Consider the following 25684-nt stretch of genomic DNA (forward strand, 5'->3'; position numbering starts at 1 on the left):
GAAATTCATTAAAGTTTGATTAATTCGCGCAATTTTGACACATATTTTTCCAAATTAAGTATAGAATTTAAGTGTATAGGTATGTCCATATACAATGCTTTGGAGGCTGCGCGAATTGATCAGATATACGATTGTTTTTATATTTGCATTATTGATCGTTATATTACTGCTCTGTAGTTGGGCCTCTCTGCGCTCAAATAAGCCAATAGGCAAATCGGTATGCCTTCTCTGTCTGGCGCTTATTCCCCCTGATCTCGGAAATATGCTGATCATTGGCACCACCACAAAAAGTGTTGCGCTGGTGGGCTGTTATATCTATTACATTGGCATGGATCTTATCATGTACGCACTGATAAGGTTTACCAACGAATATTGTAGTGTACAGAATTATAAAGAAAAGAAAAAACGGATTATGCCAATCTGGATTAACTATGTTCTTGCTGTTGATGTAATCCAGATACTTATCAGTATAGTCACCGGACACGCCTTTATATTGCAGGAAGTTGAGTCCTACGGACGGCCTTATTTCCTTATGAAACCGCTCTGGGGACTGACCGGACATATCCTGGTCTGCTATGCAGTAATAGCAATCGTAATGATCGTCTTCCTTAACAGGAGCATGAAGGTATCCCTGCTTTATAAGGAGCGTTATATAGTAATACTCATCAGCATGATCATCGGCGCACTCTGGCAGTCTTATTATCTTATTTCGAGGACCCCGATTGACAGGTCAATGCTGGGATTTGGAGTAATTGGCCTCTTGATCTTTTACTTCTCAATTTATTACAGACCCCTTCGTCTTTTGGACAAGATGCTTGCTGATATTGTATCCGATTCAAAAGAAGCTGTAGTACTTTATGGACCGGAAGGCATATGTATATGGGCAAACAACCCTGCCAGGAAGCTTACTGGGATAAATCATGATGATTTTGAGGAAGTTTCCAATACGCTTATATCTCTTTTTGGTGATATAAGAAAATTCCCTGAGGAAAAAGACACTGAGATTACCCTGGGTGCACTTGGAAATGAGCGCTACTATATGGTGGCTCACGGAAAGTTCTACGACAGGAACAACAGGCCTGTTGGCTCATATGTCAGAGTCAGAGATATTACAGAGGAAAAGCACCGCATTGAGATGGAGATGTATGCTGCCAATCACGATGCGCTTACCGGTGTTTATAACAAGGAATACACCGTTAAAGTGATATCGGATAGGTTAAAACAGCATGCGCTGAAGGATTATTACGTTGCGTGCATATATATCTGCGATTTTAAGATGTTCAATGATGTGTTTGGACGTGAGTTCGGAGATGCAGCGCTTGTGCAGATTTCGGACTGGATGAGAAGCTATTCGGATAAATCCTGTGTCTACGGACGTATAGCAGGTGATGCATTCGGTTCGTGTCTTCCCAAGCAGGCCTTTTCTCAGGAAATCGTAGAGCGAGATCTGTCGCGCTTTAAGGTAAGGCTTGGAGATATCGAGCAGCATCTTGTGGTACATGTTGGATTCTGCGAGATAGAAGAGGACGATACTGATGTAGCTGTTCTCTTTGACAGGGCTATGTCTGCCCTCGATTCTATCAGAGATGATTACAGAAGACACGTTGCGTTCTTCGATAAGAAGATAAGGGAAAAGATGCTGTGGAATCAGAAAATTTCAGCACAGCTTGATGTCGCCATTGAGGAGAACCAGATTGTGCCATATCTGCAGCCTATAGCTGATAAGAGCGGAAAGATTGTGGGAGCGGAGGCTCTTGCAAGATGGATCCACCCCGAATACGGCTTTATGTCGCCTGCCGACTTCATACCACTGTTTGAAGAAAACGGAATGATCACAGACCTGGATAAGCATATATGGAAATCAGCCTGCGAGCTTCTCTCGCACTGGGATGAGAAATTCCCGGGTGCTTTTATCTCAATCAATGTTTCTCCCAAGGATTTCTACATGACGGATGTCCTTTCGGAGATCATGAGTTATGTCATGAAGTACGACATTGATCCTCGTAACCTCAGGATCGAGGTTACAGAGTCCAGCATGATGAGGGATACCGATGACAAGATGAGGATCCTTGAGGAGTTCAGAAAGCAGGGCTTCATCGTTGAAATGGACGATTTCGGCAGCGGCTATTCATCTCTTAACATGTTAAAAGACATGCCGGTTGACGTTCTTAAGATCGACATGAATTTCCTCGGAAAGAGTAGTGATGAGGAGAAGTCAGATATTATAGTTAAAAACGTCATCAGGCTTTCAGAGGATCTTCACATTGTTTCCCTTGCAGAGGGCGTAGAGACAGTGGAGCAGTTCGACAGGCTCAGCGAGCTCGGATGCCATCTTTTCCAGGGCTATTATTTCTCAAAACCTATACCTGTAGCGGATTTTGAGGCCATGCTTGAAAAGTAATAAAACATATCATTTTAGGGACTTGAAATAGAGTCCCTTTTTTTGTATAGTGAAAGAGGTTAATCGCTTAATGTAATGTTTTTATCACATTTACAAGGAGCGATATTATATGAAGTACGTTAATAAATTTGTTGCCGCATGGGTTTTACTTGTGGTAACTGTTTTTTGTGCAGGCTGTTCTGCTGCGAAACCTTATGAGATTCCAACGGAAACAAGGGCTCCGGAGTGGACAAGGACTGCAGTTCTTTACGAGGTTAACCTGCGTCAGTACACGAAGTCAGGAACTATTAACGAGTTCTCTGAGCACCTCGACACTTTAAAAGATATGGGCGTTAACACCCTTTGGTTTATGCCCATTCATCCTATTTCTGTTACCAACAGATCAGGCAGGCTGGGCTCATATTATTCTGTCAGCGATTACCGAGATGTTAACCCCGAATTCGGGACAAAAGAAGACTTTAAGGCACTTGTGGATAAGGCCCATGATATGGGATTTCACGTTATGCTGGACTGGGTTGCCAACCACACAGGCTGGGATAATGCCTGGATAACAGAGCATCCCGACTGGTACACACAGAAGGATGGCAAGATCATCTCACCTGAGGGCATGGGATGGCCCGATGTTGCAGATCTTAACTACGACAACGCCGATATGCGAAAAGAGATGATAGAGTGCATGAAGTACTGGGTAACAGAGTACGACGTGGACGGTTTCAGGTGCGATTACGCACCCGGAGTTCCCGAGGATTTCTGGAGAGAAGCCAGGATCGAGCTTGATAAGGTAAAAGACATTTACATGCTCGAAGAGGATCTCGGAGGCCAGGCGGCTGCGAATCTCGAGTACGGCTTCGATTCCAATTACGCCACAAAGGTCTATGAGACGCTTTTAGCTGTTGCCAAGGATGGCAAGACAGCTGACAAGATAAAGCTCTACATGCCGGCTACAGATAACAATACATTTCCTATGTATTACCTTGATAACCACGACGTTAACTCCTGGGACAGGACCATAGATGAGGCTTTTTCTGAGGAAACGCTGCCTTCCATGTTTACTCTTATGTTTACCCTTCCCGGAATCCCCATGATCTATTCGGGAGACGAGATAGCGTATAACAAGAACATAGCTTTTATGGAAAAAGACACTATAGACTGGGGCAGGACAGGCAAGGATTACAGGGATCTGATAAGTAATCTTTCTCAGATCAAATCGCAGCACCCGGCTCTTTACAGTGATAACACAGGCGACGGATTTGAAATCCTAAACCTTGAAAACAAAAATGTATTTGCATTTAAGAGAGTAGCGGGAGACGATGAACTTATCTGCATTTTCAATATGTCAAAGAGAGAGCAGAAAGACATTGATCTTAGCAGCGTGATAACAGGGGAAGAGGAAGTTGTCTTTTCCGGCAAAATGGACAGTTATAATGCTACGGGAGAGCTTCCTACAGGTGTTTACACCTTCTCACCCTGGGAGTTTTACATAATTGCGACCAAGTAACCTCAAAGGCCGCATCGGAGGAAAAAATGAACTTAAAGACAATTGCTCAAAGAGCAGGGGTTAGCACTGCGACCGTTTCAAATGTTATTAACGGTAATAACCACAAGGTTTCCGAGGAGACCAGACGCAGGGTTAACGAGATCATCAAAGAAACCAATTATAAACCAAATGCCATGGCGAGATCCCTTGCTAAGAAGGAGAGCCGTATCATAGGCCTTGTTATCCCGTATCTTGGCGCGGATGAAGACTTTTTTACCAATCCCTATAACGCCCATATTATTGCTGCTATAGAGAGATGCGTAAGAAACGAAGATTACTATCTCATGATGAGATGCGTACACGATCCGAGGGAGATCATACCTCTTTTGTCGTCCTGGAATGTAGACGGAGCCTTCTTTTTAGGCATTTTCCCTGACGAGGTAAAAGAGATTAAGAAGCTTATCGACTCACCGGTGGTATTTATCGATACTTACGCTCCGGGAGAGGGGATTGTTAATGTCGGAATTGAGGATTATCGCGGAGGATACCTTTCTGCAAGATATCTTATAGGTAAAGGGCATAAAAACCTTGCGCTGGTTACACCTGTTATTGGCGAAGAGGGCGTAATCATGGAGAGATACAAAGGCTTTGCAACAGCATGCAAGGAAAGCGGTGTCTCTTTCGGGGAGAGCAATATCTTTTACACGGATACCACATATATAAATGCGGTTGAAGCCGGGCAGAATATCGGATTTTCAAACGGTGGCTACACAGCAGTTGCCTGTTTGTCGGATATAGTTGCATTTGGTGTTATCGAAGGACTTTCCCAGTGCGGAATCAGAGTTCCTTACGATGTCTCTGTAATTGGTTTTGACAATTTGCCCAATTGCGAATATATGACTCCCAAGCTGACTTCCGTGGCACAGAACTTCGATGTCAAGGCTGAGAAGGCCTGGGAATACCTTCTTAGGATGATCAACGGAGAAAAGGACCTTGCAGTGGATGAAAGGCTTCCAATCAGGGTTGCGGAGAGGTTCTCCGTCCGTAATTTACTTGAGCAGTAAAAAACGTTAACCTTTTGTTAACCTCATTTTTTATACAAAACATAGAAACGGCCGCTGAGGGATTGACCCAAGGCGGCCGTTGGTTTATAGTCTACGTAAAGCGATTAACCAATACAAAAACCCAGTGCTTTGGGGAATAGTTAATTAGGAGGATTACGACAATGAAAATGAAAAAGTTAAGCGCACTACTTATGAGCGGAGTATTAGCAGCTTCTGCACTTGTAGGATGCGGAGACAGCGCACAGGGCGGAGCGACACAGACAGATAGCACTGCTCAGACTCAGACAGCTCAGGCTGACACAACCACTTCAACAGAGGCAGCACCTGTTGAGACTCAGGATGTAACACTTAAGATCTGGGTACCTGAAGAGGCTGTTGATGACACAGACGCAGCAGTTCAGGCATTCGATGATCTCCATGATGAGTTCAACATCACATACGAGATCGCAGTTGTAGGTATCGATGAGGCACCTCAGCAGCTCAACACAGATCCTGATACAGCTGCAGATATCTTCTACACACCTTCAGGCGGAGTTGCAGACCTTGTAAATAAGGGACTTCTTCTTCCTATCACAAAGGATTTCGAGACAATCGCATCTGACCTTCCTGAGAGTGCTCTTACAGCAGTAACAGTAGACGGTCTTACATATGCAGCACCTTTCTCACCTAATACATACTTTATGTACTACAACAAGGATCTTCTTACAGCAGATGATGTTAAGAGCCTTGAGACAATCCTTTCAAAGGACACAGGTGCTAAGTACAACTTCAGTACTAACGTAACAAACTCATGGTACATCGAGAGCTTCTTCCTCGGCGCAGGATGCACACTCTTTGGACCTGACGGAAAAGACCCTTCAGAGTGCTCATGGAACAATGAGACAGGTCTTGCAGCAGCAGAGTACATCATTGATCTTGTAAACAACCCTAAGTACCTTGAGAACAAGGATGGTGTTGGCGGAGCAGAGTTCAAGGATGGAAACCTTGCAGCTATCACAGACGGTGCTTGGAGCGCTCCTTCTTACAGAGAGTCACTTGGTGACAAGCTCGGCGCAGTAGCACTTCCTACAGCAAACATCGGTGGCAAGGACGTACAGCTTTCAAACTTCGTTGACTTCAAGACAATCACAGTTAAGTCAACAACTGCTTACCCTCTTGCAGCTCAGCAGCTTGCAGTATTCCTTGCAAACCCTGAGAACAGCCTTATCAGATACCAGAACCAGGGTGATGTTCCTGTACTTAACTCACTTGCATCTTCTGCAGAGATCGCAAACGATGAGGTTGCAGCAGCACTCAACGTACAGGCTTCAAAGGCTACTAACCAGCCTTCAATCTCCAAGATGGGTGATTACTGGACACCTGCACAGGCATTTGGTGAGGGCGTTGTTTCCGGCGAGATCACAAAGGCAAACGCTCAGGAAAAGCTTGATGCACTTGTAGACAGCATCACAGGAACACTTGCAGAGTAATAACCTGAAGTGACTTCTTTATCGGGGCTGCATCTGCAGCCCCGATATTTTCAATATAGGGAGCTCAAAATGGATAGAGAGTATAAGCGCAGAAATTTCATCACGACTTTTACAAAAGGGGACATCTTTTCTAAACTCAGCTATATCTTCTGCGGTCTTGCAAATATCAGATATGGCCAGGTTGTAAAGGGACTTTTGTTCTTTTTACTTGAAGTATGTTACTTTGTTTTTTTGTTTACCACCGGTATTAACCTGATACATAACTTAACAACCCTGGGCGAACATGAGCAGGGTATGGCCTACAATGAGGCACTTGGCATCTATGAGATGCAGGCAGGTGACAACTCAATGATCATCCTCCTTACCGGAGTAGTAGCGATAGTTGTCACAATCTGCTTTGTTGCAATATGGCTCTTCTCGATCTCATCAGGTGAAAATGCCAGATTTAACCATGATCACGGACATCATATCAATAACTTTTTTGAAGATGTTAAGTCATTAACCAATGAAAATATTCATTTCCTGCTTCTTGCAATACCTGCAGTAGGACTTTTAATATTTACCTTTACGCCTCTGATCTATATGATCCTCATGGCGTTCACCAACTATGACAATGAGCATCAGCCACCCGGACACCTTTTTGACTGGGTTGCACTTGATAACTTTAAGACACTTCTTTTATCAAGTGATAAGCTTTCACAGACATTCTGGCCGGTACTGGGCTGGACCTTTATCTGGGGTATCTTTGCAACCTTCAGCTGCTACTTTGGCGGAATGATCCTTGCTATGATCATCAATTCAAAGGGCATTGAGTTCAAGAAATTCTGGAGAACAATCTTTGTAGTAACCATGGGTATTCCTGCATTTATCTCACTTAAGGTTGTGGGAACAATGCTTGGAGAAAAGGGTATCTTCAATGTACTCATTCAGAAATGGGGCTGGACAGCTTCTGCAGTTCCGTTCCTCACCCAGGCCAATTATGCGAGAGTTTCAGTAATTTTAGTCAACTTCTGGATCGGTGTTCCTGTTACCATGCTGATGGTCAGCGGAATTCTTATGAATATTCCGGCAGAGCTCTATGAGAGCGCCAGGATTGACGGAGCAAATCCCTTCGTAATTTTCAGGAAGATAACCTTCCCTTACATGCTCTTTGTTACAACACCTTACCTGATCGCAAATCTGATCGGTAACTTCAATAACTTCAGTGCTATTTACTTCCTGACAGGTGGTGGCCCGATGACCCTTGATTACTATAAGGGCGCAGGTAAGACGGACCTTCTGGTAACCTGGCTGTACAAGCTGACGGCTGATACCAACGACTATAACCTGGCAGCTACGATCGGTATCCTTATCTTTATAATTTCAGCGACATTTACACTGATAACCTTCCAGAGATCAGGATCCATGAAGAATGAGGAGGGCTTCCAATAATGATGAATAAAACAGTTATAGGACTTAAGCTGGAGTACTTCCTTAGAGCCCTTGTGGCAGTAATACTTAGCTTTATTTCACTGCTCATTCCTTTTACAAGTAAAGAAGCGGGCAGCAAAAACATGATAAGCACAGCGCTTTCTCTTTTATCAGCAGATGGTGCTGCTAAGATATCTTTCTTCCTTTACCTTGCAGTAATACTTACTGTAGCTTCCCTGGTTCTTGGAGTGATCTCTTACTTCAAGACCGGTGTGAAGATTGTAAAGGCATGGATGTTTGTTCAGATATTTGCAACTTTCTTCTGGACAACACTTCTGTTTGCAGTCAAGATCATCCTTGAAGAGGGCGGAATTGAGGACAATTTCCTCTTAAAGAGCGCCGGAATCGGCTTCTGGACCGGCTTTGTTACAGCTTACTGCAGCCTTGTTTTTATCATGAAGCTGGCAGAGGTAAATGTAGGCTACATAGTGCTTACAATTCTCGGAGTAATGTGGATGTTCCCGATTCTCTGGATTCTCCTTACAGCACTCCGTGCAGAGCAGGGCTACTATGTGGGATATTTCTTCCCCAAGCACCTGACACTTAAGAACTTTTACGATCTGTTCCACAACTCTGCAGTGCCTTTCGGAAAATGGTGGGTTAACACCATGATAGTTGCAATCTGCGGATGCGTTCTTAACACGCTGATCGTTTTAGGTACTGCATTTGTACTTAGCCGTACAAGATTCAGCGGCAGAAAGCCTTTCATGAACATCCTTATGATCATCGGAATGTTCCCGGGCTTCATGTCCATGGTAGCTTTGTACAACATCTTAAAGGGCCTTGGTCTGAATCAGAGCATAGGCGCCCTGATCATTGTTGGAGCTGCAGGAGCAGCAATGGGCTATCACATCACAAAGGGATACTTTGATACAATCCCCAAGGCTATCGATGAGGCAGCTATCATTGACGGAGCTTCAAGACTTCAGATATTTACAAGGATCACCATTCCTCTGTCCAAGTCCATCATCGTTTATCAGGTGCTTGGTACTTTCCTTGGAGCATGGTCAGATTACATCTTCCCAAGGCTGCTCTTTGGCGACAGACAGAGCTCTTACACGGTTGCTGTAGGTCTTTTCTGGATGACTGACTTTAGAAGAATTGATTCCTACTATACACAGTTCGCAGCCGGTGCAGTAATTATTGCACTTCCTATAGTTATACTGTTCATCTGGCTTCAGAGATTCTACGTTGAAGGTCTGTCAGGTTCAGTTAAGGGCTAATTACAGTATTTACGAGGTTTTTAATGAGAGATTGGACTAAAAGTATATACAGCGACGGAACGGAAGGGTACGTAAGTAACCCTTCCCCTGTGCTGGGCGAAGAGATAACAATCCGCCTGAGCTTGTTGAGCGGAGCTCCTGTAAGCGATGTGCTGGTTTGGAGGATTGTCAACGGCGCTGAGACCTACATTCCCATGGAAAGGGAAAAGAGCTGTGGCGGCCTTGACTACTATTGTGCAAAGACTACGCTTAACGAGCCCATTTTGAAGTACCATTTTGTGCTGGTTACGGAAGATGCGGCTTTCTTTTACACGCAGGAAGGCGCTCAGACCACTGTTCCTGACTACAGGCATGATTTCGTCATAAGAACAGACTATGTCAAACCCGACTGGGTTGACGGAGCTGTCTTTTACCAGATTTTCCCTGAGAGATTCTGTAACGGGGATCCTTCAAATGATGTAAAGGACGGAGAATACGAGTATTTCGGCCGCAAGTGCATCAAGATGCCGGACTGGAATATGGCTCCGCTTCCTGTGGAGGAGTCCTGGGGCATGGATTTCTTCGGAGGAGACCTGAAGGGGGTAAAAGACAAGATTCCGTATCTGAAGGATCTCGGAGTTAATGTCATTTACTTAAACCCTATATTTACCGCATATTCTACCCACAAGTACGACTGCATAGATTATTTCCATGTTGATCCGCACTTTGGCGGAGATGAGGCTCTTGCTGAGCTGTCTGATGAGCTTCACAAAAACGATATGAAGCTGATCCTGGATATTTCTGTAAATCACACGGGCAGCGAGCATGAGTGGACCAGGACCAAGAGAGAGTTCTATTTTAAGGATGAGGAAGGTAATCTCAAGGGCTGGGCAGGCGTAAAGAGCCTTCCGTTCATGGACTATCGCAATGAAGAGCTTAGGGACCTGATTTATAGGAAAGAGGACAGCGTTCTCAGAAAATGGCTTCGCCCGCCATATAACATCGATGGCTGGCGCTTTGACGTTGCGGATGTACTTGGCAAGAATGATGACGTTCAGGTTGCCGATGAAGTCTGGAAGGAAATCTGCGAAGCTATCAGGCAGGAGAAGAGAGATGCTTTCATCATAGGAGAGCACTGGGGCGACTGCTTTGAGTATCTTCAGGGAGATCTCTGGAACACGCCTATGAACTACTACGGATATGGGCGCGTTATCAGACAGTTTGCCGGACTTCCGGATCTCTTTTTACAGAGAAATGAGACCATCATGAAGGCAAAATACGTCATGACCGCGGAGGATGTGGTTAAGAGAAGTGATGATCACTACAATTGCCTTCCTCAGGCTGTGGCTGACTGTCAGATGAATCTCTTTGATTCTCATGATGTTTCACGAGTTCACAACTACGGGGAGATCACTGATGAGAAGTACAGGGGCGTAGTTCTTTCGTACCTGCTCTTTACGGGAATTCCCTGTGTTTACTACGGTGATGAGCTGGGAATCGACGGACACACCATAAGCGATGCCGGCTGCAGATATCCTATGCCTTGGGATAAGGCTACGGATAAAGATAACGAGCGATATGGTCTGTATAAGCGTATGATAGAGCTTAGAAGGACAGTACCTGCCTTTGCAAAAGGTGGAAGAAAGGTGCTTCTTGCAGACGGTAGTATCCTTGCCATAGCCAGATTCCTTGGTGGTGAGAGATATCTCGGTATCATTTCCATGGAGGATGAGGAAAGGGAAGTTACCGTTCCTGTGTGGGAAATCGGTGCATCCGGGGCTGTGGGCAGCGTGGATGAATTCGGCAGGTCTTTTGACGCAAAGAGTGATAACGGAGATCTGAAGATAAAGGTTCCGGCCTTCGGAGCATATATCATAAAGCTTGACTAAATTTGGGAGAAAACGTAATGGACTACATGGTTTGCGGCGATAAATACAGGATTTCCGTGCTGACAGACAGGCTGATAAGGCTTGAATACAGCGAAAACGGGCAGTTTGAGGACCGCCTTACAATGATGGTGGCCGGCAGAGATTTAAAGTGCGAGGCGCAGAGCGTAAGGCGCGAGGATGGACTTCTTTTTGTGGAGACAAAAGAGCTGCTTCTTACCTACAATGAAAAGGAGTTTGCATCAAACGGTCTTTCAATTGAGCTCAAGAACTTTGGAACCTGCTGGCATTACAGCCACGAATTTACCGGCAGCGGCAGAAATATGCGTGGTACTGCCAGAACTCTTGATAACAAGGACGGTGGATGCGAGCTTGAGGCAGGCATATTCGGAAGAGACGGATATGCAATAATAAATGATTCTACCAGTCCTGTTATTGTCTACGATGAGGATAACAAGGACGGGAAGTTTGTTCAGAGAGAAACCGGAGCGCTGGATCTGTATTTCTTTGGATATGGAAAGGACTTCTACGGCGCGCTGAAGGACTTCTATGCGCTCTGTGGCAAGACTCCGATGATTCCAAGATATGCGCTGGGCAACTGGTGGAGCAGGTACTTTAAGTACACCGAAGAGAGCTATTACGAGGTTTTGGAGAACTTTGAGAAGGAGCAGATCCCTCTTTCCGTGGCGGTCATTGATATGGACTGGCATGTGACAGAGGTTGATCCCAAGTATGGAACCGGCTGGACCGGATATACCTGGGATAAGAAGCTGTTCCCTGATTATAAGAGATTTCTTAAGCACCTGCATGACTGCGGACTTTCGGTTACGCTAAATCTTCATCCGGCTGATGGAGTCAGGGCTTTTGAGGATATGTATAAAGAGGTGGCTACTTCCATGGGCATTGACCCTGAGACGGAGGAGGCTGTTGAGTTTGATTTCGAGAATCCGGCCTTCAGAGATGCCTATTTTGACAAGATCATGCATCCTTATGAGAAGGACGGCGTGGATTTCTGGTGGATCGACTGGCAACAGGGAACCGGCAGAAAAGCGGGAGATGTGGATCCGCTGATCCTCCTTAATCACTATCATTACAAGGATCAGGAGGGCAGAAATATCAGGCCCATGATCTTCTCCAGATATGCAGGCCCCGGAAGCCACAGATATCCGATCGGATTTTCGGGTGATACGGTCTGCACCTGGAAGAGCCTTCAGTTCCAGCCTTTCTTTACCAGCACAGCCAGCAATATAGGCTATGGCTGGTGGAGCCATGATATCGGCGGACACATGATGGGAGATAAGAGCAATGAGAGGCTCATCAGATGGATACAGTACGGCGTATTTTCGCCTATCATGAGGCTTCACAGTACCAGCAGCGCCTTCTTTAACAAGGAGCCCTGGACCGTTGAGGAGCCGTATCATACAGTAATGCAGGAGTTCTTGAGACTCAGGCACAGACTGGTGCCATATCTTTATACTGAGAATTACAGGGCTTATAAGGAAGACAAGCCTCTGGTAAGACCTATGTACTATGATAATCCTGACAATGCGGATGCATATTCCGTGGGCTCTGAGTACGGATATGGCGAGGAGCTTTTGGTTGGCGCAATTACCGAGCCTGTCGATGAGGGATTAAAGCTTGGAAGCGTGAATATGCTGATTCCGGAGGGTAGATACGCTGATATCCTTACAGGAAGAGTTTATAAGGGCGGTAAGAGAAGAAAGCTCTACAGAGATATAAATGCGATTCCTGTTCTTATGAAGGAAGGCGGAATCCTGCCTCTTGCCAAGGACGATCGCAGCAATACTACAGCAAATCCTTCAGAGATGGAGATTGTTGTTGTGGCCGGCGCTGACGGCAAGTACGAGCTCTACGAGGATGACGGTGTAAGCATGGATTTCCTTGGTGGCAAGTATGCCACAACGCTTTTTGAGGTATCCTGCAGTAGTGATAGCCTGAAGTTTACTGTTAATCCTGTGGCAGGCGATCTTTCACTTGTACCTGAGAAGAGGGATTATACGGTTAAGGTTCTGGGCGCGGTTTCTTCCGAGGGGGAGGAGATTGTTATAGAGCTTAAGGCTGTGGATGCTTCCAAAGGGTCTTTTGCCGAGGTAACAGGCATAAAGCTTGTCGGTAACGACCACAAGTCTGAAGTATTCAAGCTCCTTGACAGAGCATGGATCAGCAACATGGTCAAAGACATGGTGTTTGGTGCGCTTGGTCGCATGAACGATGCCGATTTCCTGACCTGGCTCTCCGGCGCAGACGTATCTGAGACGCTCAAGGACGCCATCGAAGAAATATTTGAAGATTAATTATAATGAGTCAATGTGAGTCACTGGGGACGTTTCACATTGACTCATTTTGTGTCACCGGGGACGTTTCACATTGACTCATTTTGAGACACTGGGGACGTTTCAGATTGACTCATTTTTGCATCTAAGGGACAATGTAATAAAGGAGTCAAAAGAGCCATGACAAAATCAGCTGAACCGACAAAAGTAATAAATGCCATGCTGGCAATGCAGAGATATCCGTGGGAGCAGGGAGTCTGCGCGCAGGCGCTATACGAGTATGGGAGAGAGGACCTGTATATTCCCATGGCGTATGATGCCGTAAAAAGGATGGACAAGAATGGACGCCTTGCGATGGCAGGCGGCGGAGAGGCTGTCTCGGATCCGGCATCTTGCGGAGAAGTGTGCCTTAGAGCCTATGAGAAGACCGGTGATGAGTTTTTCCTTCATGGGGCTAAGAGCATGCTTGAATACTTGCTCCATCGTGCACCGAGGACAGATGATGGCATTATCTGCCACAACGACGCATCTTACCACGAAGGATTTACCAAGTATCAGCTGTGGATTGACGGAATATACATGGTACCGCCGTTTCTTGCTGCGATGGGAGAGCTTGATGAGGCCCTTAGACAGATACGTGGGTACAAAAGACATCTCTACGACCCGGAGAATTCTCTTTTCTTCCACATAAAAGATGTGGCCTTAGATAAGTTTGTAAGAAAACTCCACTGGGCAACAGGCAATGGATGGGCGCTGATGGGTCTTGCCCGCGTGATAGAAGAAGCAGAGAAGAAGGGAAGAACGGACATATCAGATGAACTTATCCCATTTCTCAATGAACTGCTTGATGGTATGTTAAAATATGCCCGCGAGGATGGCAGATTTGGTGACACTCTCGATGACGAAATGTCTTTTGCTGACGGAACGTCCTCAATGATGATGGCTGCGACAGTATATCGCGGCATAAAGGGTGGATATATTCCGGCAGCCAGGAAAGCCGCTGCAGATAAGGCCTACGAGACAGTATCGCAGGCAATAGATGAGTACGGCCTCTTGCGAGAAGTCTGCGGATGTCCGGATTTCACAAGCGAAGGAACTTCTGCAGAAGCCCAGGCAGCATATATTATGGCAACAGCTTGGAAAAAATGAGACAAAGTGAAACGTCCCCAGTGTCTCAAAATGAGACAAAGTGAAACGTCCCCGTTGACTCACAAAAGTATGCTAAAATATAAAATGGCAGGACAGGGCATATTTAGCATAGAAAGGAGCACTGCTGTGAGTCGTGAAGTAAGAGATCCATTTCTTGAAGGAAACGAGATAATAGAGGAGACTATCGCTAAATTCCATGAGGATCAGAGCAATGAAAACCTCATTGCCGTTCTTGAGGGAATAAGAACAAGAATGCACGCTGACGGGCATTTTGTGATCCCTGTCGTGATCAATGAAGAGGATATGACTTACTCCTTCAGGGGCATTAATACCAATGACGGAAACACCTGGAACGTCGTGTTCACTTCAAAAGAGGAGTTCGAGAAAGGCCAGCCAAGTCAGGTGATATCGCACTTTATCGATGCTGCGCTCAAGGCCTGCGCCGAAGCTGATGTCATGGGCTTTATCGTAAATCCCTGGAGCAACGATGCTTTTATGCTGTCAAAAGAGCTGATCCAGGCGATACTTGATGCGGATGGAGGCGTTGAATACTCAGTTCCTGAGGATCCTATAACAAAAGAGCTCCTGGCTGATGGGTCATTCCTTACAAGAGCCGTGGAAATCTGCGTCAGAAACAATACTGAGCTAAACGAACTTAAACTTATGAAAATCCTGCGTCAAAGCGATGTCTGGGTTCCGTGTGTTGCGCTTCCCGATGAGAAAGTGGAGGGAAGGCTTAATATGGTTCCGGATATCCTTGAGGAGGACGGCAAATTCTACTTCCCGGTATTCTCTACTGCAGCTGAGATGGGCGAATATGGCGAAAACTTCTCCAGAATTCAGCGAAACTTCATGGATACCATAAAACTTGCCCGTAACAACCAGAGAGAAATCACCGGAATAGTTATAAACGCTTTCACCAATCAGTACATCATAGACAGAGATATGATGAACATGATAGAAGAGCTATAGTATGCTTGCTAAGGAAATCTTTAGAAAAATTCTTCATATACTGGCTTTTGCAGGCTTGATTGCGTGGCTTTATGCATTGGATGACTGGAGACATTCCGTTTTGATTGCCGCCTGTGCTATTCCTGTAATTTGTCCATGCCTGTTATTGTTGTCCAAAATTCCCGGAATAACGGAAGTATTTGTAGCACGAAGAAGAGGCGAATTTGCATACAGCTTTTTTGCATATGCAATGGCGTATATTGTGACTTCCACAGTTCTTTGGGGGTTTTTGGGGAAAAGAGAACTCGTGGTGGCAAGCTTTTTTGCATGGGCACCGGGAGATGCTGCAGCAGCGCTGATAGGTAAGACATTCGGAGAGCACAAGATAGGTATATTGAAGAAAAAGTCCGCGGAAGGATCAGGAGCCATGGCATTTTTTAGCTTTGTCGCAGTCCTGTGCGTATTGACGTACTTTAATCTCTACAGCAGCTTTTGGACTATAGTGATTTCTTTAATTACCGCTATATGCACTACTGTAGCAGAGCTTTTGGATGAAAAGGGACTGGACACATTCTTTTGTCCGGTGACGGCTATGGTGGTACTATCACTATTCGAACTGATACTCAGATAATAATGTAAGGACTGGAAGTGAATGAAAAAGGAAAAGAAGAGTGGATACAAAACCCTGCTGCTTTCGGTTATTTTAAGCTCTCCCGGACCACTTATCCTTGGCTATGGACTGACACTTGGGAGAAGCTCAACGCAGATTTCCGATTTCACCAGAAGGACAGCTGAATTACTGGCTTTGATCGCAGCCTTTGTGGTATACACTATCACAAACAAAGAAGAGGGGCGTGATGCTGCCTGGAAATCAGATGTTGAGCGAAAGAGCAATGTATTTGTGGGATTTATAATGTGCGTCAGTGGCATCAGTATGCTGATACTTACCTTTGCGTCCGATACGCAGGAAAAGGGCAATGTACTTCCCGCATTTTGTATAGCGTTGTTCGGCGCTATTGCAAATACGCTTTTTTATTTGAAATATCGTTCTTTATATAAGTCGGAGCATAATGCTATACTTGGTATCCAAGCCAGGCTCTACGGTGCCAAATCCATAGTGGATGTATGCGTTACGCTGACGCTTTTTACAGTTGTTATCATGCCGTCGTCTAAATTCTCATTTTATCTCGATATTATTGGTTCAATACTGGTTTCTGCATATATGCTAAGGTGTGGAATAATGACTATCCGCGAAAATTTAGGTATTAAAGTGTCAGATTAACCTAAAACAGTAAAATATACATATACGAGAAAGCTCACAACCATGGGCTTTCTTTTTTTTCACATTTTACATTACTCTCCATTTAGGTTAAATTTTTAAAGCTAAAAATCGTAAAAAGCTGTACCATTTAAGCTATTTTTGTAAAAAGCCGTAATTTTAAAGATAAAAGTGTAAAAAGCCGAATATGAGTGCCAAGGATATAATTATGCCGATAATATTATCGTTATATAAACTTAATTTTATCGATAGGAGGTGCACTAAAAATGTATCGATACGAGGAACCTATTTTCAGGCTGAGAAGTTCAAGCTATGGCAGTAACTATTGGGTATTTCACAGCAGAAAACTTCGGAGAAGAGTAGCAGTATTTTCTAACCTTGAATATGAGAATATTCTTACTCTTGAGATGAATCCTGATGTGGAGTGGTACTGTGAATATCCTTTGGAAACTACTGTCTATATAGGAGGGAAGGAGTCAAAGGTTCTGTTCAATGCATGGGTAAAATATAAAGACGGAACAGAAGAATATCAAGGTGTTGCATATCTTTGCAGTTCTGATGATAGTAAGGATCATGTGAAGGTTGCCTGCCAGTCGGCGTGGTGCTTACAGAATGATGTCAATTTTGTATTCCGAAACGAAAAGAATATTGAAATAGGACCTTTCTATATCCGAAATATATCGCTTCTTGCAGCCAGGGCCAGAAGATTCACAGCTTGTGGATTAAATGCAGACAGGATCTTCCTAAGTTTTATCCAGGCAAAAAGGCATATATGTATCGGTGAACTTGAAAAGATGGGGCGCCTAGAAAAGTACAGAGCGCTGGATTATATTTCAGATCTGTACTATAGAGGATTGGTCACACTGAGCAATATGAATACAGACTGCATCTCTGCAGATACGGAGGTGATCTCCATTGGCTAATAAAAAATATAATATCGAAGAACTCCGCCAGGCAAGGAGCATGTGGACTGAACCGCTTATCAGTACTGTCCCTGAATCTAAAAGAAGTAGGTATATGCTAAATAAGCAGGCTGTAGATATGTACATAGATGGCGAATCTGTAAAAAAGATTACTGAAATGACAGGTATCCCCGGTTCGAGAATGGTATCGCTGATAGAAAGATGTCTTTCTTCAAATGATGCAGGGAATATTCTTGGATATCACGGTCTTTTAACAGGAAGTAAACCCTTTAGAGAAACGAGATCAGGACATGGCAGAGAGTTTGATCAGCTTCTGGAGAAGTATCCTCAATTGAAAGAGTTCATAATAGGGTGTTATTTTGGTGACAGGAAATATACGCTTGTCAGGAACATGAACATAACATCACTTCACAGGTTATTTCTTAAAGAATGCCGCAATCTTGGCATCACAGAGTGGCAGTACCCATTTACTACAGAAAATCGTGGATATGTCAGCATGTGTGCCTACGTCCATAAACTTGAAGCTGATAACATTTCTTTAAATGCCAGAAGATTTGATAAAAATACTGCCCAGAAGCTTGCGTCTACAGGGATTGGGCACAGGCTTACAGTCAATCCGGTGGCTCCTTTTGCTACAGTACAGATTGACGGCCACATCATAGATATCGAGTATGTAATTGATGTACCCAATACAGACGGCACTGTTAGCAAGGTTGTTGCTACAAGGGCGTGGTTAATAGCCGTGATAGATATAGCAACAAGATGTATCCTTGGATATTCCCTTTCTCAGGAATTTAATTACGACCAGTATGATGTCATGGATGCTATTAAAAATGCCATCATACCGAAAACTCTGCTGGATCTGACCATCGAAGGACTTCAGTATCCATCTAATGGCGGTTTCTATTCAACCGCGTTTTCTGATTTCAAATATGCAGTCTTTGATTCAATAATGCTGGATAATGCAAAATCGCATCTGTCAGCATACACGGTAGGAAAACTTGTAGATGAGCTTGGCTGCTGCGTTAACTATGGATCTGTTGCAACTCCCGAAACAAGAGGAATTGTTGAAAGATTTTTCGGAACGCTAGAGTCCAGAGGATTCCATATGCTGCCATCAACAACCGGGTCAGATACCAAAGATCCTGTCAGAAAAAACCCTGAAAAAAATGCAATAAAATATGATGTCACATATGAACAGATGACTGAACTGATAGATGTTCTCATAGCTGAGTATAATAACACACCCCATAAAGGGGTAGATGGACTTTCACCCTTAGAGTGCATGAGCTGCAAACTGTTTCAAGCAGGGCTTTACCCATATGTGGCTGACGAAGATATGATCATATCAGTCATAGAACGTCTGAACATGAGGATGGACAAACGCACTGTCAGAGGTAGGGCAGCACATGGCAAACACGCATATATTCAGTTTATGGGTACTGAGTATCGTAGCAAGATACTCTCTGCCACTGAACTCTACCTTGGACAGTCACTGACCATCCTTTATGACCCCAGGGATATTTCCAGTATTGAGGCATATGATCAGGATGGCAGATATATAGACACGCTTAAGGCAAGTGGGGAATTCGGTACAAAATCACATTCCGTCAGGACGAGAAAGAATGCCCTGAAGCTTGCCAGAGAGCGTGGGAGATCAAAACTAATATTTGATACACCGATAGATGCATATATATCAAGCCTTGATGTCAAAGGAAAGAAAAGCCGGAGAAACGCTACCAGGGCAGATATAGTCAGACGTGAGATTAGCAAGGGCATAGCAGCAGAACAGCAAAGTGATAATACATTTAACCTGGAGACTGTACGTAAAAAACAGGAAACTGGGGCTGTACTAAGATATGAAGATATTAAAGGTCTTTCACCGGAAGACCTTTATACGTTGATGTTCCAAAGCAGAAAGGAGGGTTAATGCGTGTATTCTACAAAAGAAGCTGTATCAGCTAATAATATATCAGAACAGTTCATATCACAGATGACTATCCGCTATCTTACTTCCCGTAAGCTTGTATTTCCGACTAAGAGCATCCTTGATGAAGAACGGAGAATCAATTCATGGCTCGGCATAGGAGCTTGTGGGAGTATTACTTATGGAAGAGCCAGGATAGGCAAGACGGTGTGCATGAACTATGTAGCTGAATCCATAAGAAATCAATATGGGAGCCGTGAAATGGTCATTATATGGAATGTGACTGATCACCCCGAAACTGAGAGAAACTTCTATGCCTCGATACTTATGGCTATGGGCTATGAATGTCCCAGATACAGTACCGCACTAATACTAAAAGAACGAGTTCTTAATGAGCTTATATTACGTGCTCACGAGACCCCCTTTAAGAAAGCAGTCATGTTCATTGATGAAGCCTGGAAACTAAGGGAAAAGGATTTTTACTGGCTTATGGATTTATATAACAATCTTAGCGGAAAAGATATCCAGTTATCTGTGTTCATGTACGGGACAAGGGAACTTAAGGATCTTAAGCATTCCTTTAAACTTCAGGGCAAAGATCAGATAGTTGGACGTTTCATGATCAATGAAAGCCAGTTCTTTGGTATACAGGATCCCAAAGAGCTCCAGTTCTGCATGGCTTCGGTAGATAAACTTCATGTTTGCATTACAGACTATGAAATATTATCGGATGGACTTGTGGATTTTTATTTTCCTTACGCAGATGGTAAGACCTTTTTTGATATCAGCAATGACTTCTGGGAAGCATTTCAGAGTGTAAGGATCCAAAAGAGGATTGCGGCAGAAGATATTCCCATGAAATATTTCATAGATTCACTGGTGATCTGCCTCAATAAGCATGGAAAACTGGGAAGCAGTCCAATTGCATTCCCTACGAGAAAGGAACTTGAAAGTTGTGTAGCGCTTTCGGGCTATGGTGAATCAGATGATGAATACACTAAATAAAGAGGATTTACTTTTTTCCAGAAAATACAGATGGGATAAAAAATGGGTGAGACCTTATGAATCCATATTCAGCATTCTTGCAAACTTTTGCAGGGTCAACATATGTTCAAGTAAACATGCGCTCAAAATGCTTGGAGCTGAAGCGACCAACGAGAAGAAATATATAGAAGGATTTCAGATGGATGGACATTGCAGAAACAGTTTAGAAACAATCGAGTGCCTTAATAAAATTTTGCCCCAGTGGTATATAGACAAAATGGAAATCTTTGCGCATATGGATTATAACACTGCAAGATCTTATTTTGGTACATATCATATGCGAATATGCCCCAAATGCCTGAAAGATGGATATCATAGCATAATCCATCAGTTCCATTATGTAAAGACCTGCCCTTTCCACCCGGGAACAGGGACGGATGGGAGATTTGTTTTTGAACATAATTTCTATCACGCAGAAGGAATCAGATGCAGTCCGTATGAGAAAGGGACAGGATTTAATGCTTATTTATTACCCCTTCCTTGCTGCAGGACTAATCCAAATGACTTTTATGATACAGATGTGATCAATAGATCTTTTGAAAAATATGGGAAAGTGTACACTTCAAATATAAGTTATCTTTATTCACCTATTCTTTCTAAAGAAGCAGATAAAACGCCTATAATATCGAAAATGTATGTTGATCGACGCCCGGAAACATATGATTGTTTTCAAGCGAGTTTCTTCACGTGGTTTAATCAGCAGAATGTAGTATATAACCCATTTGAGCGCATAAAGAAGTTCTTCCGTATTATGCCTGCAGAGTATGACTCTTATGATATGGTTGACTGCTTTTTATTCGCAAAATATATGTCTATCATAGGCGAGGGCATTTTCTCACTGTCAGAAAACGATGTTAACACCTTACATTACGTGGACAGTATCCGTGATTCGGATATGACACTGCTCGCAATATGCTTCACATGGATAATGCAGGGCTTCGAAGAGCCCAGTGATGCTATCAGCGCAGCCTGCCTTGGACACAACATCCGGCCTGTAATGCAAAGAAATTTACGGTCATATACTCTGGAAGATGTTACTTGTGTAGGTGGGATGCGTTTTTACGAAATTGGCGAATCTGAAGCAGATAAAGTTTATCTTAAACTTTTCATCATGTCAGATATGATAGATGACCTATGGATCCAGTTCAAGAAATCAGCAACGTCTACAGGCGGAGTATATATATCTGATCCATGGAACACACTAATAATCCCGACATATCAGGTATTGTATCTGAAACATGAAGATATGTATGAAATAAGGAAATGCTAGCTGTTACTCTGTTGGAATTGACGAGGTAGGGCTAAAGTGTTATATTGTAACTAGAAAATAGTTGCAAGAGGAATTACTGTGCCAAAGAAATCAAAATTACTAGAAAAAATACTGTCCAAACCCGCACCGACAAGTTTTACAATAAGAGAACTGGACGCACTTATGAAGCAATGTGGCTGCGAAAAGTTCGAGGGCGGAAGAGGATCAGGAATAGGCTATTATCATGTTGAAACCAAGCGCATCCTTCAATTTGACGGTCCACACCCAGGCAATGAGCTGTACAGGTATCATGTAAAGATGGTCATAGCATTTCTTAAGGAAGTAGGTGAGATAGAATGATAAGTTCACTGATGGAATACAACGGATATCATGCAAAGGTAGAATTTGACCAGGAAGATCAGATTTTTATCGGTCATGTTCTCGGAATCAATGATTCTCTGAACTTTCATGGAGAATCGGTAAAAGAGCTTTCCCAGTCAATGCATGACTGTATAGATAATTACCTGGATTACTGCAAAAAGATTGGTAAAGAGCCTGAGCGTGAGTTTAAAGGCTCCTTCAATGTCCGTATTAAACCCGAACAGCACAAGAAAATTGCATTATATGCTGCCAATGAAGGAATCACAATAAACCAGTTTGTATCCAGAGCTATTGATGATGAACTGGACATCCTAGAAGGTTAGCCCAAAGACGCAATATTTTTGTTAATTCGCCGATTCGAGAACTGATAACTAAAGATGGATTTTATAATGGAAAGGCCTTGATGACAAGGCTTTTCTTTATTTGTTTCAACTATTAAAAAATAAGGGTATGAAACCTTTTCTGAGCAAATTAGATATGATGAGTTTAAAAAAGTTGTGGAGAAAATTAGGACATTATAATCTGTAGAAGTGATTCATTTCGCTGATTAGATTTCAGTTAAAACTGACTAAGACAAACTAAAGATTTAGGGACTGAACTAAGTGATAACTATTAAAGAATCAACATATGATGATATCAAGAATATACAAAACCTGTGGGCAGATGAAGACGTCATGCAGTATATCTGGCCAGGAGGATTGCATGAGACAGGGGAAGCAGTACGAGAATGGTTAGATAGATTCATATCTGCAAGACCAAAGCAAAATCATTATTCAATTTTTGAAGATGGCAAATACTGCGGTGAGACTCAATATCGTATTGATTCGGAAACTAAAAATGCTTCTTTGGATATTAAGTTATTTGAATTTGCCAGGGGCCGAGGGATTGCAACGCAGGCGCTACTATACTCTATTCAAGAAGCTTTTAAACAAGGAGCTGAAAATCTGTGGGTTGATCCCCATCCAGCTAATGCCAAGGCTATAAATTTGTACCGTAAGTTGGGATTTATTCAGAAAGAAATGCCTGAGTATGTTATTGCTTTAGGAGAAGATCCTTCTCTTTATATTTACATGGAACTGGGTAAAAAAGAATTCAATGATAAGTTTGAAAAATCTTGCGGGGCAATAGTATACACTATAGACGGTGGAGTAATAAAATATCTTTTAGTTGAGGAAATGAGCGGATCTCACAGCTTTCCAAAAGGACATATGGAAGAAGGCGAGACTGAAATAGAAACTGCGCTTCGTGAAATAAAGGAAGAAACAAATCTGAAAGTCGAGTTAGACACTGAATTTAGAGCAAGCGAACAGTATACGCTTTCAGAAAAACCTGGAGTGACAAAGCAGGTAGTTTATTTCCTTGCTAAGTATAAAGACTCATCTCCGAGCATAACAAGACCAGACGAGGTCAAAGCTCTGAAGATTCTTAAACTTGAAGATGCTATCAATACCATAGAGTATGATAACAAAAAAGAGATGCTTAAAAAGGCTGATAGCTATCTTAAGAGTAAGGCAGAGAATACTTTTTAAATTTCAGTATATATGACAATAGAGAGGTTGATATGAATTTTCTATTTGTAGCACTTGGTGGTGCCTTGGGTGCAGTAGCGCGATATGCAATAAGTCTGATTCCTGTTAAGACTTATTTTCCGATATTAACTCTGATTACAAATATCCTCGGTGCCATACTAATTGGATTCGTTGTTGGAATTACCAGTAACCGAGAAAGTGTATCTGATAATACCATTCTTTTCTGGAAGACAGGGGTGTGTGGAGGTTTTACCACATTCTCTACATTTTCCCTTGAAGCTTTTAATTTGTTTGAGAAGAAACAATATATGAATGGCGGATTATATGTGGTACTGAGTTGTTGTTGCTGCATATTTGGAATTCTATGCGGAAAGAAACTTGCGACGATAATAAAACTTTGAATTTCAGGATAATGAAATAAGCAAATCTTGCTAATGTTTGTCAAGCAGGTTTTTGAAGATTTAGAGCGTATTGATGGCAGAAAAAAGAGTAACTTTAACAAGACCTGCTGTTGCAGGAATCAGTTAAAGGCTATAATGAAAGCGGACGGATTTACTTGTACAGCTCCATTGCACGAGCGTAGTAGATCCGCAGAAACTTATTAACGGCAGCCATCTTGGCTACGTTGTATGGTTTCCCTTCCTGTTCCTTTTTGAGCAGAAAAAGGTATACAGGATCGTCCTGAGGTTTTGTAAGTTTGAGAGCCTGCATAACCTCAAAACATGCTTTTCTGAGGGCTGGGTTGCCACGTTTAGAGATGTGACGATTCCGGCTCTCAAATTGTCCGGATTGATACGGAGGAGCATCGTTACCAGCATAAGCATTAAGGGCTTTTCCACTGTGAAAACGGCGAATATCTCCAATCTCTCCGAGTATGATTGGACCGAGACGCTCACCTACGCCGGCCATGGAAAGCAGTACTTTATATTCAGGTATTGTTTCTGCAATGATCCGCATTTGAAGATTGATTTCATCAGCGGCTTTCTGGGAAGTGGATACAAGATCAACACACTGATCCTGAACCATAGCGGATAAAGGATTTTCTCCGCGTGTCGTAATACTGTTGAGAACAAGTTCATAGATAGCCAGTCCTTTGGCACCAGCAAAACGATCTTTTGTCTTTTTCACTAGGACTTGATAACTGTCCAGGAAGCGTGTTTTTCCCATCTTTCGGATCATATCGAAGGACTTGAAACGCTTAATGAAACGCAGAAGTACGCAATTGTCAGGATCCCGGCTTTTTAGAGGAAGAATAGTTGTAATACCCGGCATCGTTTCGTCCAGAAGGCTGAGCAACTGTACTTTGGCGACGGTGAGGGTTGATATTCTTTGGCTGTATTGCCTGGAAAGGAAACGTAAATCTTCATACTTCTGAGTAGCTGGAGTGTACGGAACCAGAGAATACGACTTTTCAAGCGCATACTGAGCAATTCTAAGCGAATCTCGTTTGTCGGTTTTAGCCTTTCTAAGTTCAGTATCGCCATACTTCTTCATCTGGTAGGGATTGATAAGACAGACTGGAAGATTCGCCTCCTGGAAAGCCTTCAGGAGCGGATAGTGATAATGGCTGGTCGGCTCCATAAGGATGGTTGGGGCCTCGGAAGTTCCTATGATGTAACTTACTAATGCTTGTAACTCATCAGTAGTATGGTGGACATCAAAGGGTTTGGCACGGATGCTGCCATCGCCATTAAGGATGGCAACTGTGCTTTTTGATTTTGAAACATCAATACCAACAGCAATCATAGAGAGTAACTCCTTTCAAGTATAGTTGATTGGATCCAGCTCTTCAGGGTTCACTCATATTCTTTAGTTAAACGGGAGAAGCATACTTTCCCAACTTGCTGAATCGAATGTAGAACGATGAAGGCGGGCTGACACATTTGTCTACGGGCGTGGTGTCCCAATCGGAAATTACGTCAGACCAATCACCTTCATCATAAAGAAAGAGCAGGGACTGTAAAAGCCTCTACTCATATATTAAGAATC

Annotated in this window: 21 protein-coding genes; 20 read left to right on the plus strand and 1 reads right to left on the minus strand. The window is 43.3% G+C overall.

The features are described from left to right. Nucleotides 1-94: 94 nt before the first annotated feature. The 20 genes from G633_RS19150 (at nucleotide 95) to crcB (ending at nucleotide 24096) form a co-directional block, all read left to right on the plus strand. Nucleotides 95-2401 (plus strand): EAL domain-containing protein, encoded by a 2307-nt coding sequence (locus G633_RS19150; RefSeq protein ID WP_081664695.1) that lies wholly within the window; start codon nucleotides 95-97, stop codon nucleotides 2399-2401. 109 nt (nucleotides 2402-2510) lie between these two features. Next, nucleotides 2511-3899 carry an alpha-amylase family glycosyl hydrolase gene (locus tag G633_RS17555; protein ID WP_051200002.1) on the plus strand — a complete coding sequence of 463 codons (1389 nt, stop codon included), beginning with the start codon at nucleotides 2511-2513 and terminating at the stop codon, nucleotides 3897-3899. Between the two features lie 26 nt (nucleotides 3900-3925). Then, nucleotides 3926-4942, plus strand: a complete 1017-nt coding sequence (locus G633_RS17560; protein WP_022770826.1) for a LacI family DNA-binding transcriptional regulator — start codon at nucleotides 3926-3928, stop codon at nucleotides 4940-4942. A gap of 161 nt (nucleotides 4943-5103) precedes the next feature. Further along, a complete protein-coding gene (locus G633_RS0105925) occupies nucleotides 5104-6411 on the plus strand; it encodes an extracellular solute-binding protein (RefSeq protein WP_026519351.1) in 1308 nt (435 codons plus the stop codon). Nucleotides 6412-6480: 69 nt separating this feature from the next. Next, nucleotides 6481-7842 carry a carbohydrate ABC transporter permease gene (locus G633_RS0105930; RefSeq protein WP_026519352.1) on the plus strand — a complete coding sequence of 454 codons (1362 nt, stop codon included), beginning with the start codon at nucleotides 6481-6483 and terminating at the stop codon, nucleotides 7840-7842. Beyond that, the gene (locus G633_RS0105935) at nucleotides 7842-9104 is read left to right on the plus strand and encodes a sugar ABC transporter permease (protein WP_242838832.1); all 1263 of its coding nucleotides are present in this window, start codon (nucleotides 7842-7844) and stop codon (nucleotides 9102-9104) included. The genes G633_RS0105930 and G633_RS0105935 overlap by 1 nt, the downstream gene beginning before the upstream one ends. Nucleotides 9105-9127: 23 nt before the next feature. Beyond that, nucleotides 9128-10972 (plus strand): alpha amylase N-terminal ig-like domain-containing protein, encoded by a 1845-nt coding sequence (locus G633_RS0105940; RefSeq protein ID WP_035770776.1) that lies wholly within the window; start codon nucleotides 9128-9130, stop codon nucleotides 10970-10972. Nucleotides 10973-10989: 17 nt separating this feature from the next. Then, complete coding sequence (locus G633_RS17565) at nucleotides 10990-13284, plus strand: glycoside hydrolase family 31 protein (protein ID WP_242838833.1); 2295 nt, start codon at nucleotides 10990-10992, stop codon at nucleotides 13282-13284. Nucleotides 13285-13443: 159 nt separating this feature from the next. Beyond that, entirely contained in the window at nucleotides 13444-14412 is a 969-nt protein-coding gene (locus tag G633_RS0105950) for a glycoside hydrolase family 88 protein (protein ID WP_026519354.1), read from the plus strand. Between the two features lie 69 nt (nucleotides 14413-14481). Continuing rightward, nucleotides 14482-15384, plus strand: a complete 903-nt coding sequence (locus tag G633_RS0105955; RefSeq protein WP_026519355.1) for an SseB family protein — start codon at nucleotides 14482-14484, stop codon at nucleotides 15382-15384. 1 nt (nucleotide 15385) lies between these two features. After that, nucleotides 15386-15994 carry a hypothetical protein gene (locus tag G633_RS19155; RefSeq protein ID WP_051200004.1) on the plus strand — a complete coding sequence of 203 codons (609 nt, stop codon included), beginning with the start codon at nucleotides 15386-15388 and terminating at the stop codon, nucleotides 15992-15994. 21 nt (nucleotides 15995-16015) lie between these two features. Further along, complete coding sequence (locus G633_RS0105965; RefSeq protein ID WP_026519356.1) at nucleotides 16016-16645, plus strand: cation transporter; 630 nt, start codon at nucleotides 16016-16018, stop codon at nucleotides 16643-16645. Between the two features lie 263 nt (nucleotides 16646-16908). Continuing rightward, on the plus strand, nucleotides 16909-17565 hold the full coding sequence (locus tag G633_RS19160) for a hypothetical protein (protein WP_022766337.1): 657 nt from the start codon (nucleotides 16909-16911) through the stop codon (nucleotides 17563-17565). Further along, a complete protein-coding gene (locus tag G633_RS0105975; protein WP_026519357.1) occupies nucleotides 17558-19495 on the plus strand; it encodes a Mu transposase C-terminal domain-containing protein in 1938 nt (645 codons plus the stop codon). The genes G633_RS19160 and G633_RS0105975 overlap by 8 nt, the downstream gene beginning before the upstream one ends. Nucleotides 19496-19498: 3 nt before the next feature. Further along, entirely contained in the window at nucleotides 19499-20497 is a 999-nt protein-coding gene (locus G633_RS0105980) for an ATP-binding protein (RefSeq protein ID WP_026519358.1), read from the plus strand. After that, nucleotides 20478-21806, plus strand: a complete 1329-nt coding sequence (locus tag G633_RS0105985; protein ID WP_026519359.1) for a hypothetical protein — start codon at nucleotides 20478-20480, stop codon at nucleotides 21804-21806. The genes G633_RS0105980 and G633_RS0105985 overlap by 20 nt, the downstream gene beginning before the upstream one ends. A gap of 78 nt (nucleotides 21807-21884) precedes the next feature. After that, nucleotides 21885-22145 (plus strand): type II toxin-antitoxin system HicA family toxin, encoded by a 261-nt coding sequence (locus tag G633_RS0105990; RefSeq protein ID WP_013282470.1) that lies wholly within the window; start codon nucleotides 21885-21887, stop codon nucleotides 22143-22145. Then, a complete protein-coding gene (locus tag G633_RS0105995; RefSeq protein ID WP_022766333.1) occupies nucleotides 22142-22489 on the plus strand; it encodes a type II toxin-antitoxin system HicB family antitoxin in 348 nt (115 codons plus the stop codon). Before G633_RS0105990 ends, G633_RS0105995 begins: the two co-directional genes overlap by 4 nt. A 279-nt stretch (nucleotides 22490-22768) precedes the next feature. Further along, a complete protein-coding gene (locus G633_RS19165; RefSeq protein ID WP_013282472.1) occupies nucleotides 22769-23695 on the plus strand; it encodes a GNAT family N-acetyltransferase in 927 nt (308 codons plus the stop codon). Nucleotides 23696-23727: 32 nt separating this feature from the next. Then, nucleotides 23728-24096 carry a fluoride efflux transporter CrcB gene (gene crcB, locus G633_RS0106010; protein ID WP_013282473.1) on the plus strand — a complete coding sequence of 123 codons (369 nt, stop codon included), beginning with the start codon at nucleotides 23728-23730 and terminating at the stop codon, nucleotides 24094-24096. A 151-nt stretch (nucleotides 24097-24247) separates the two neighbouring features. On the opposite strand, the gene G633_RS0106015 is transcribed toward crcB, so the two are convergent. Then, the gene (locus G633_RS0106015) at nucleotides 24248-25441 is read right to left on the minus strand and encodes an IS110 family transposase (RefSeq protein WP_026519214.1); all 1194 of its coding nucleotides are present in this window, start codon (nucleotides 25439-25441) and stop codon (nucleotides 24248-24250) included. Nucleotides 25442-25684 lie beyond the last annotated feature (243 nt).

Origin of the sequence: Butyrivibrio sp. FCS006 (assembly GCF_000424525.1) — a bacterium.
In the GTDB taxonomy this organism is placed as follows: domain Bacteria; phylum Bacillota; class Clostridia; order Lachnospirales; family Lachnospiraceae; genus Butyrivibrio.

Coding starts and splice junctions, on each gene's coding strand:
- G633_RS19150 (WP_081664695.1), top strand. CDS start 95: ATGCTTTGGAGGCTGCGCGAATTGATCAGATATACGATTGTTTTTATA.
- G633_RS17555 (WP_051200002.1), top strand. CDS start 2,511: ATGAAGTACGTTAATAAATTTGTTGCCGCATGGGTTTTACTTGTGGTA.
- G633_RS17560 (WP_022770826.1), top strand. CDS start 3,926: ATGAACTTAAAGACAATTGCTCAAAGAGCAGGGGTTAGCACTGCGACC.
- G633_RS0105925 (WP_026519351.1), top strand. CDS start 5,104: ATGAAAATGAAAAAGTTAAGCGCACTACTTATGAGCGGAGTATTAGCA.
- G633_RS0105930 (WP_026519352.1), top strand. CDS start 6,481: ATGGATAGAGAGTATAAGCGCAGAAATTTCATCACGACTTTTACAAAA.
- G633_RS0105935 (WP_242838832.1), top strand. CDS start 7,842: ATGATGAATAAAACAGTTATAGGACTTAAGCTGGAGTACTTCCTTAGA.
- G633_RS0105940 (WP_035770776.1), top strand. CDS start 9,128: ATGAGAGATTGGACTAAAAGTATATACAGCGACGGAACGGAAGGGTAC.
- G633_RS17565 (WP_242838833.1), top strand. CDS start 10,990: ATGGACTACATGGTTTGCGGCGATAAATACAGGATTTCCGTGCTGACA.
- G633_RS0105950 (WP_026519354.1), top strand. CDS start 13,444: ATGACAAAATCAGCTGAACCGACAAAAGTAATAAATGCCATGCTGGCA.
- G633_RS0105955 (WP_026519355.1), top strand. CDS start 14,482: ATGCTAAAATATAAAATGGCAGGACAGGGCATATTTAGCATAGAAAGG.
- G633_RS19155 (WP_051200004.1), top strand. CDS start 15,386: ATGCTTGCTAAGGAAATCTTTAGAAAAATTCTTCATATACTGGCTTTT.
- G633_RS0105965 (WP_026519356.1), top strand. CDS start 16,016: ATGAAAAAGGAAAAGAAGAGTGGATACAAAACCCTGCTGCTTTCGGTT.
- G633_RS19160 (WP_022766337.1), top strand. CDS start 16,909: ATGTATCGATACGAGGAACCTATTTTCAGGCTGAGAAGTTCAAGCTAT.
- G633_RS0105985 (WP_026519359.1), top strand. CDS start 20,478: ATGATGAATACACTAAATAAAGAGGATTTACTTTTTTCCAGAAAATAC.
- G633_RS0105995 (WP_022766333.1), top strand. CDS start 22,142: ATGATAAGTTCACTGATGGAATACAACGGATATCATGCAAAGGTAGAA.
- crcB (WP_013282473.1), top strand. CDS start 23,728: ATGAATTTTCTATTTGTAGCACTTGGTGGTGCCTTGGGTGCAGTAGCG.
- G633_RS0106015 (WP_026519214.1), bottom strand. CDS start 25,441: ATGATTGCTGTTGGTATTGATGTTTCAAAATCAAAAAGCACAGTTGCC.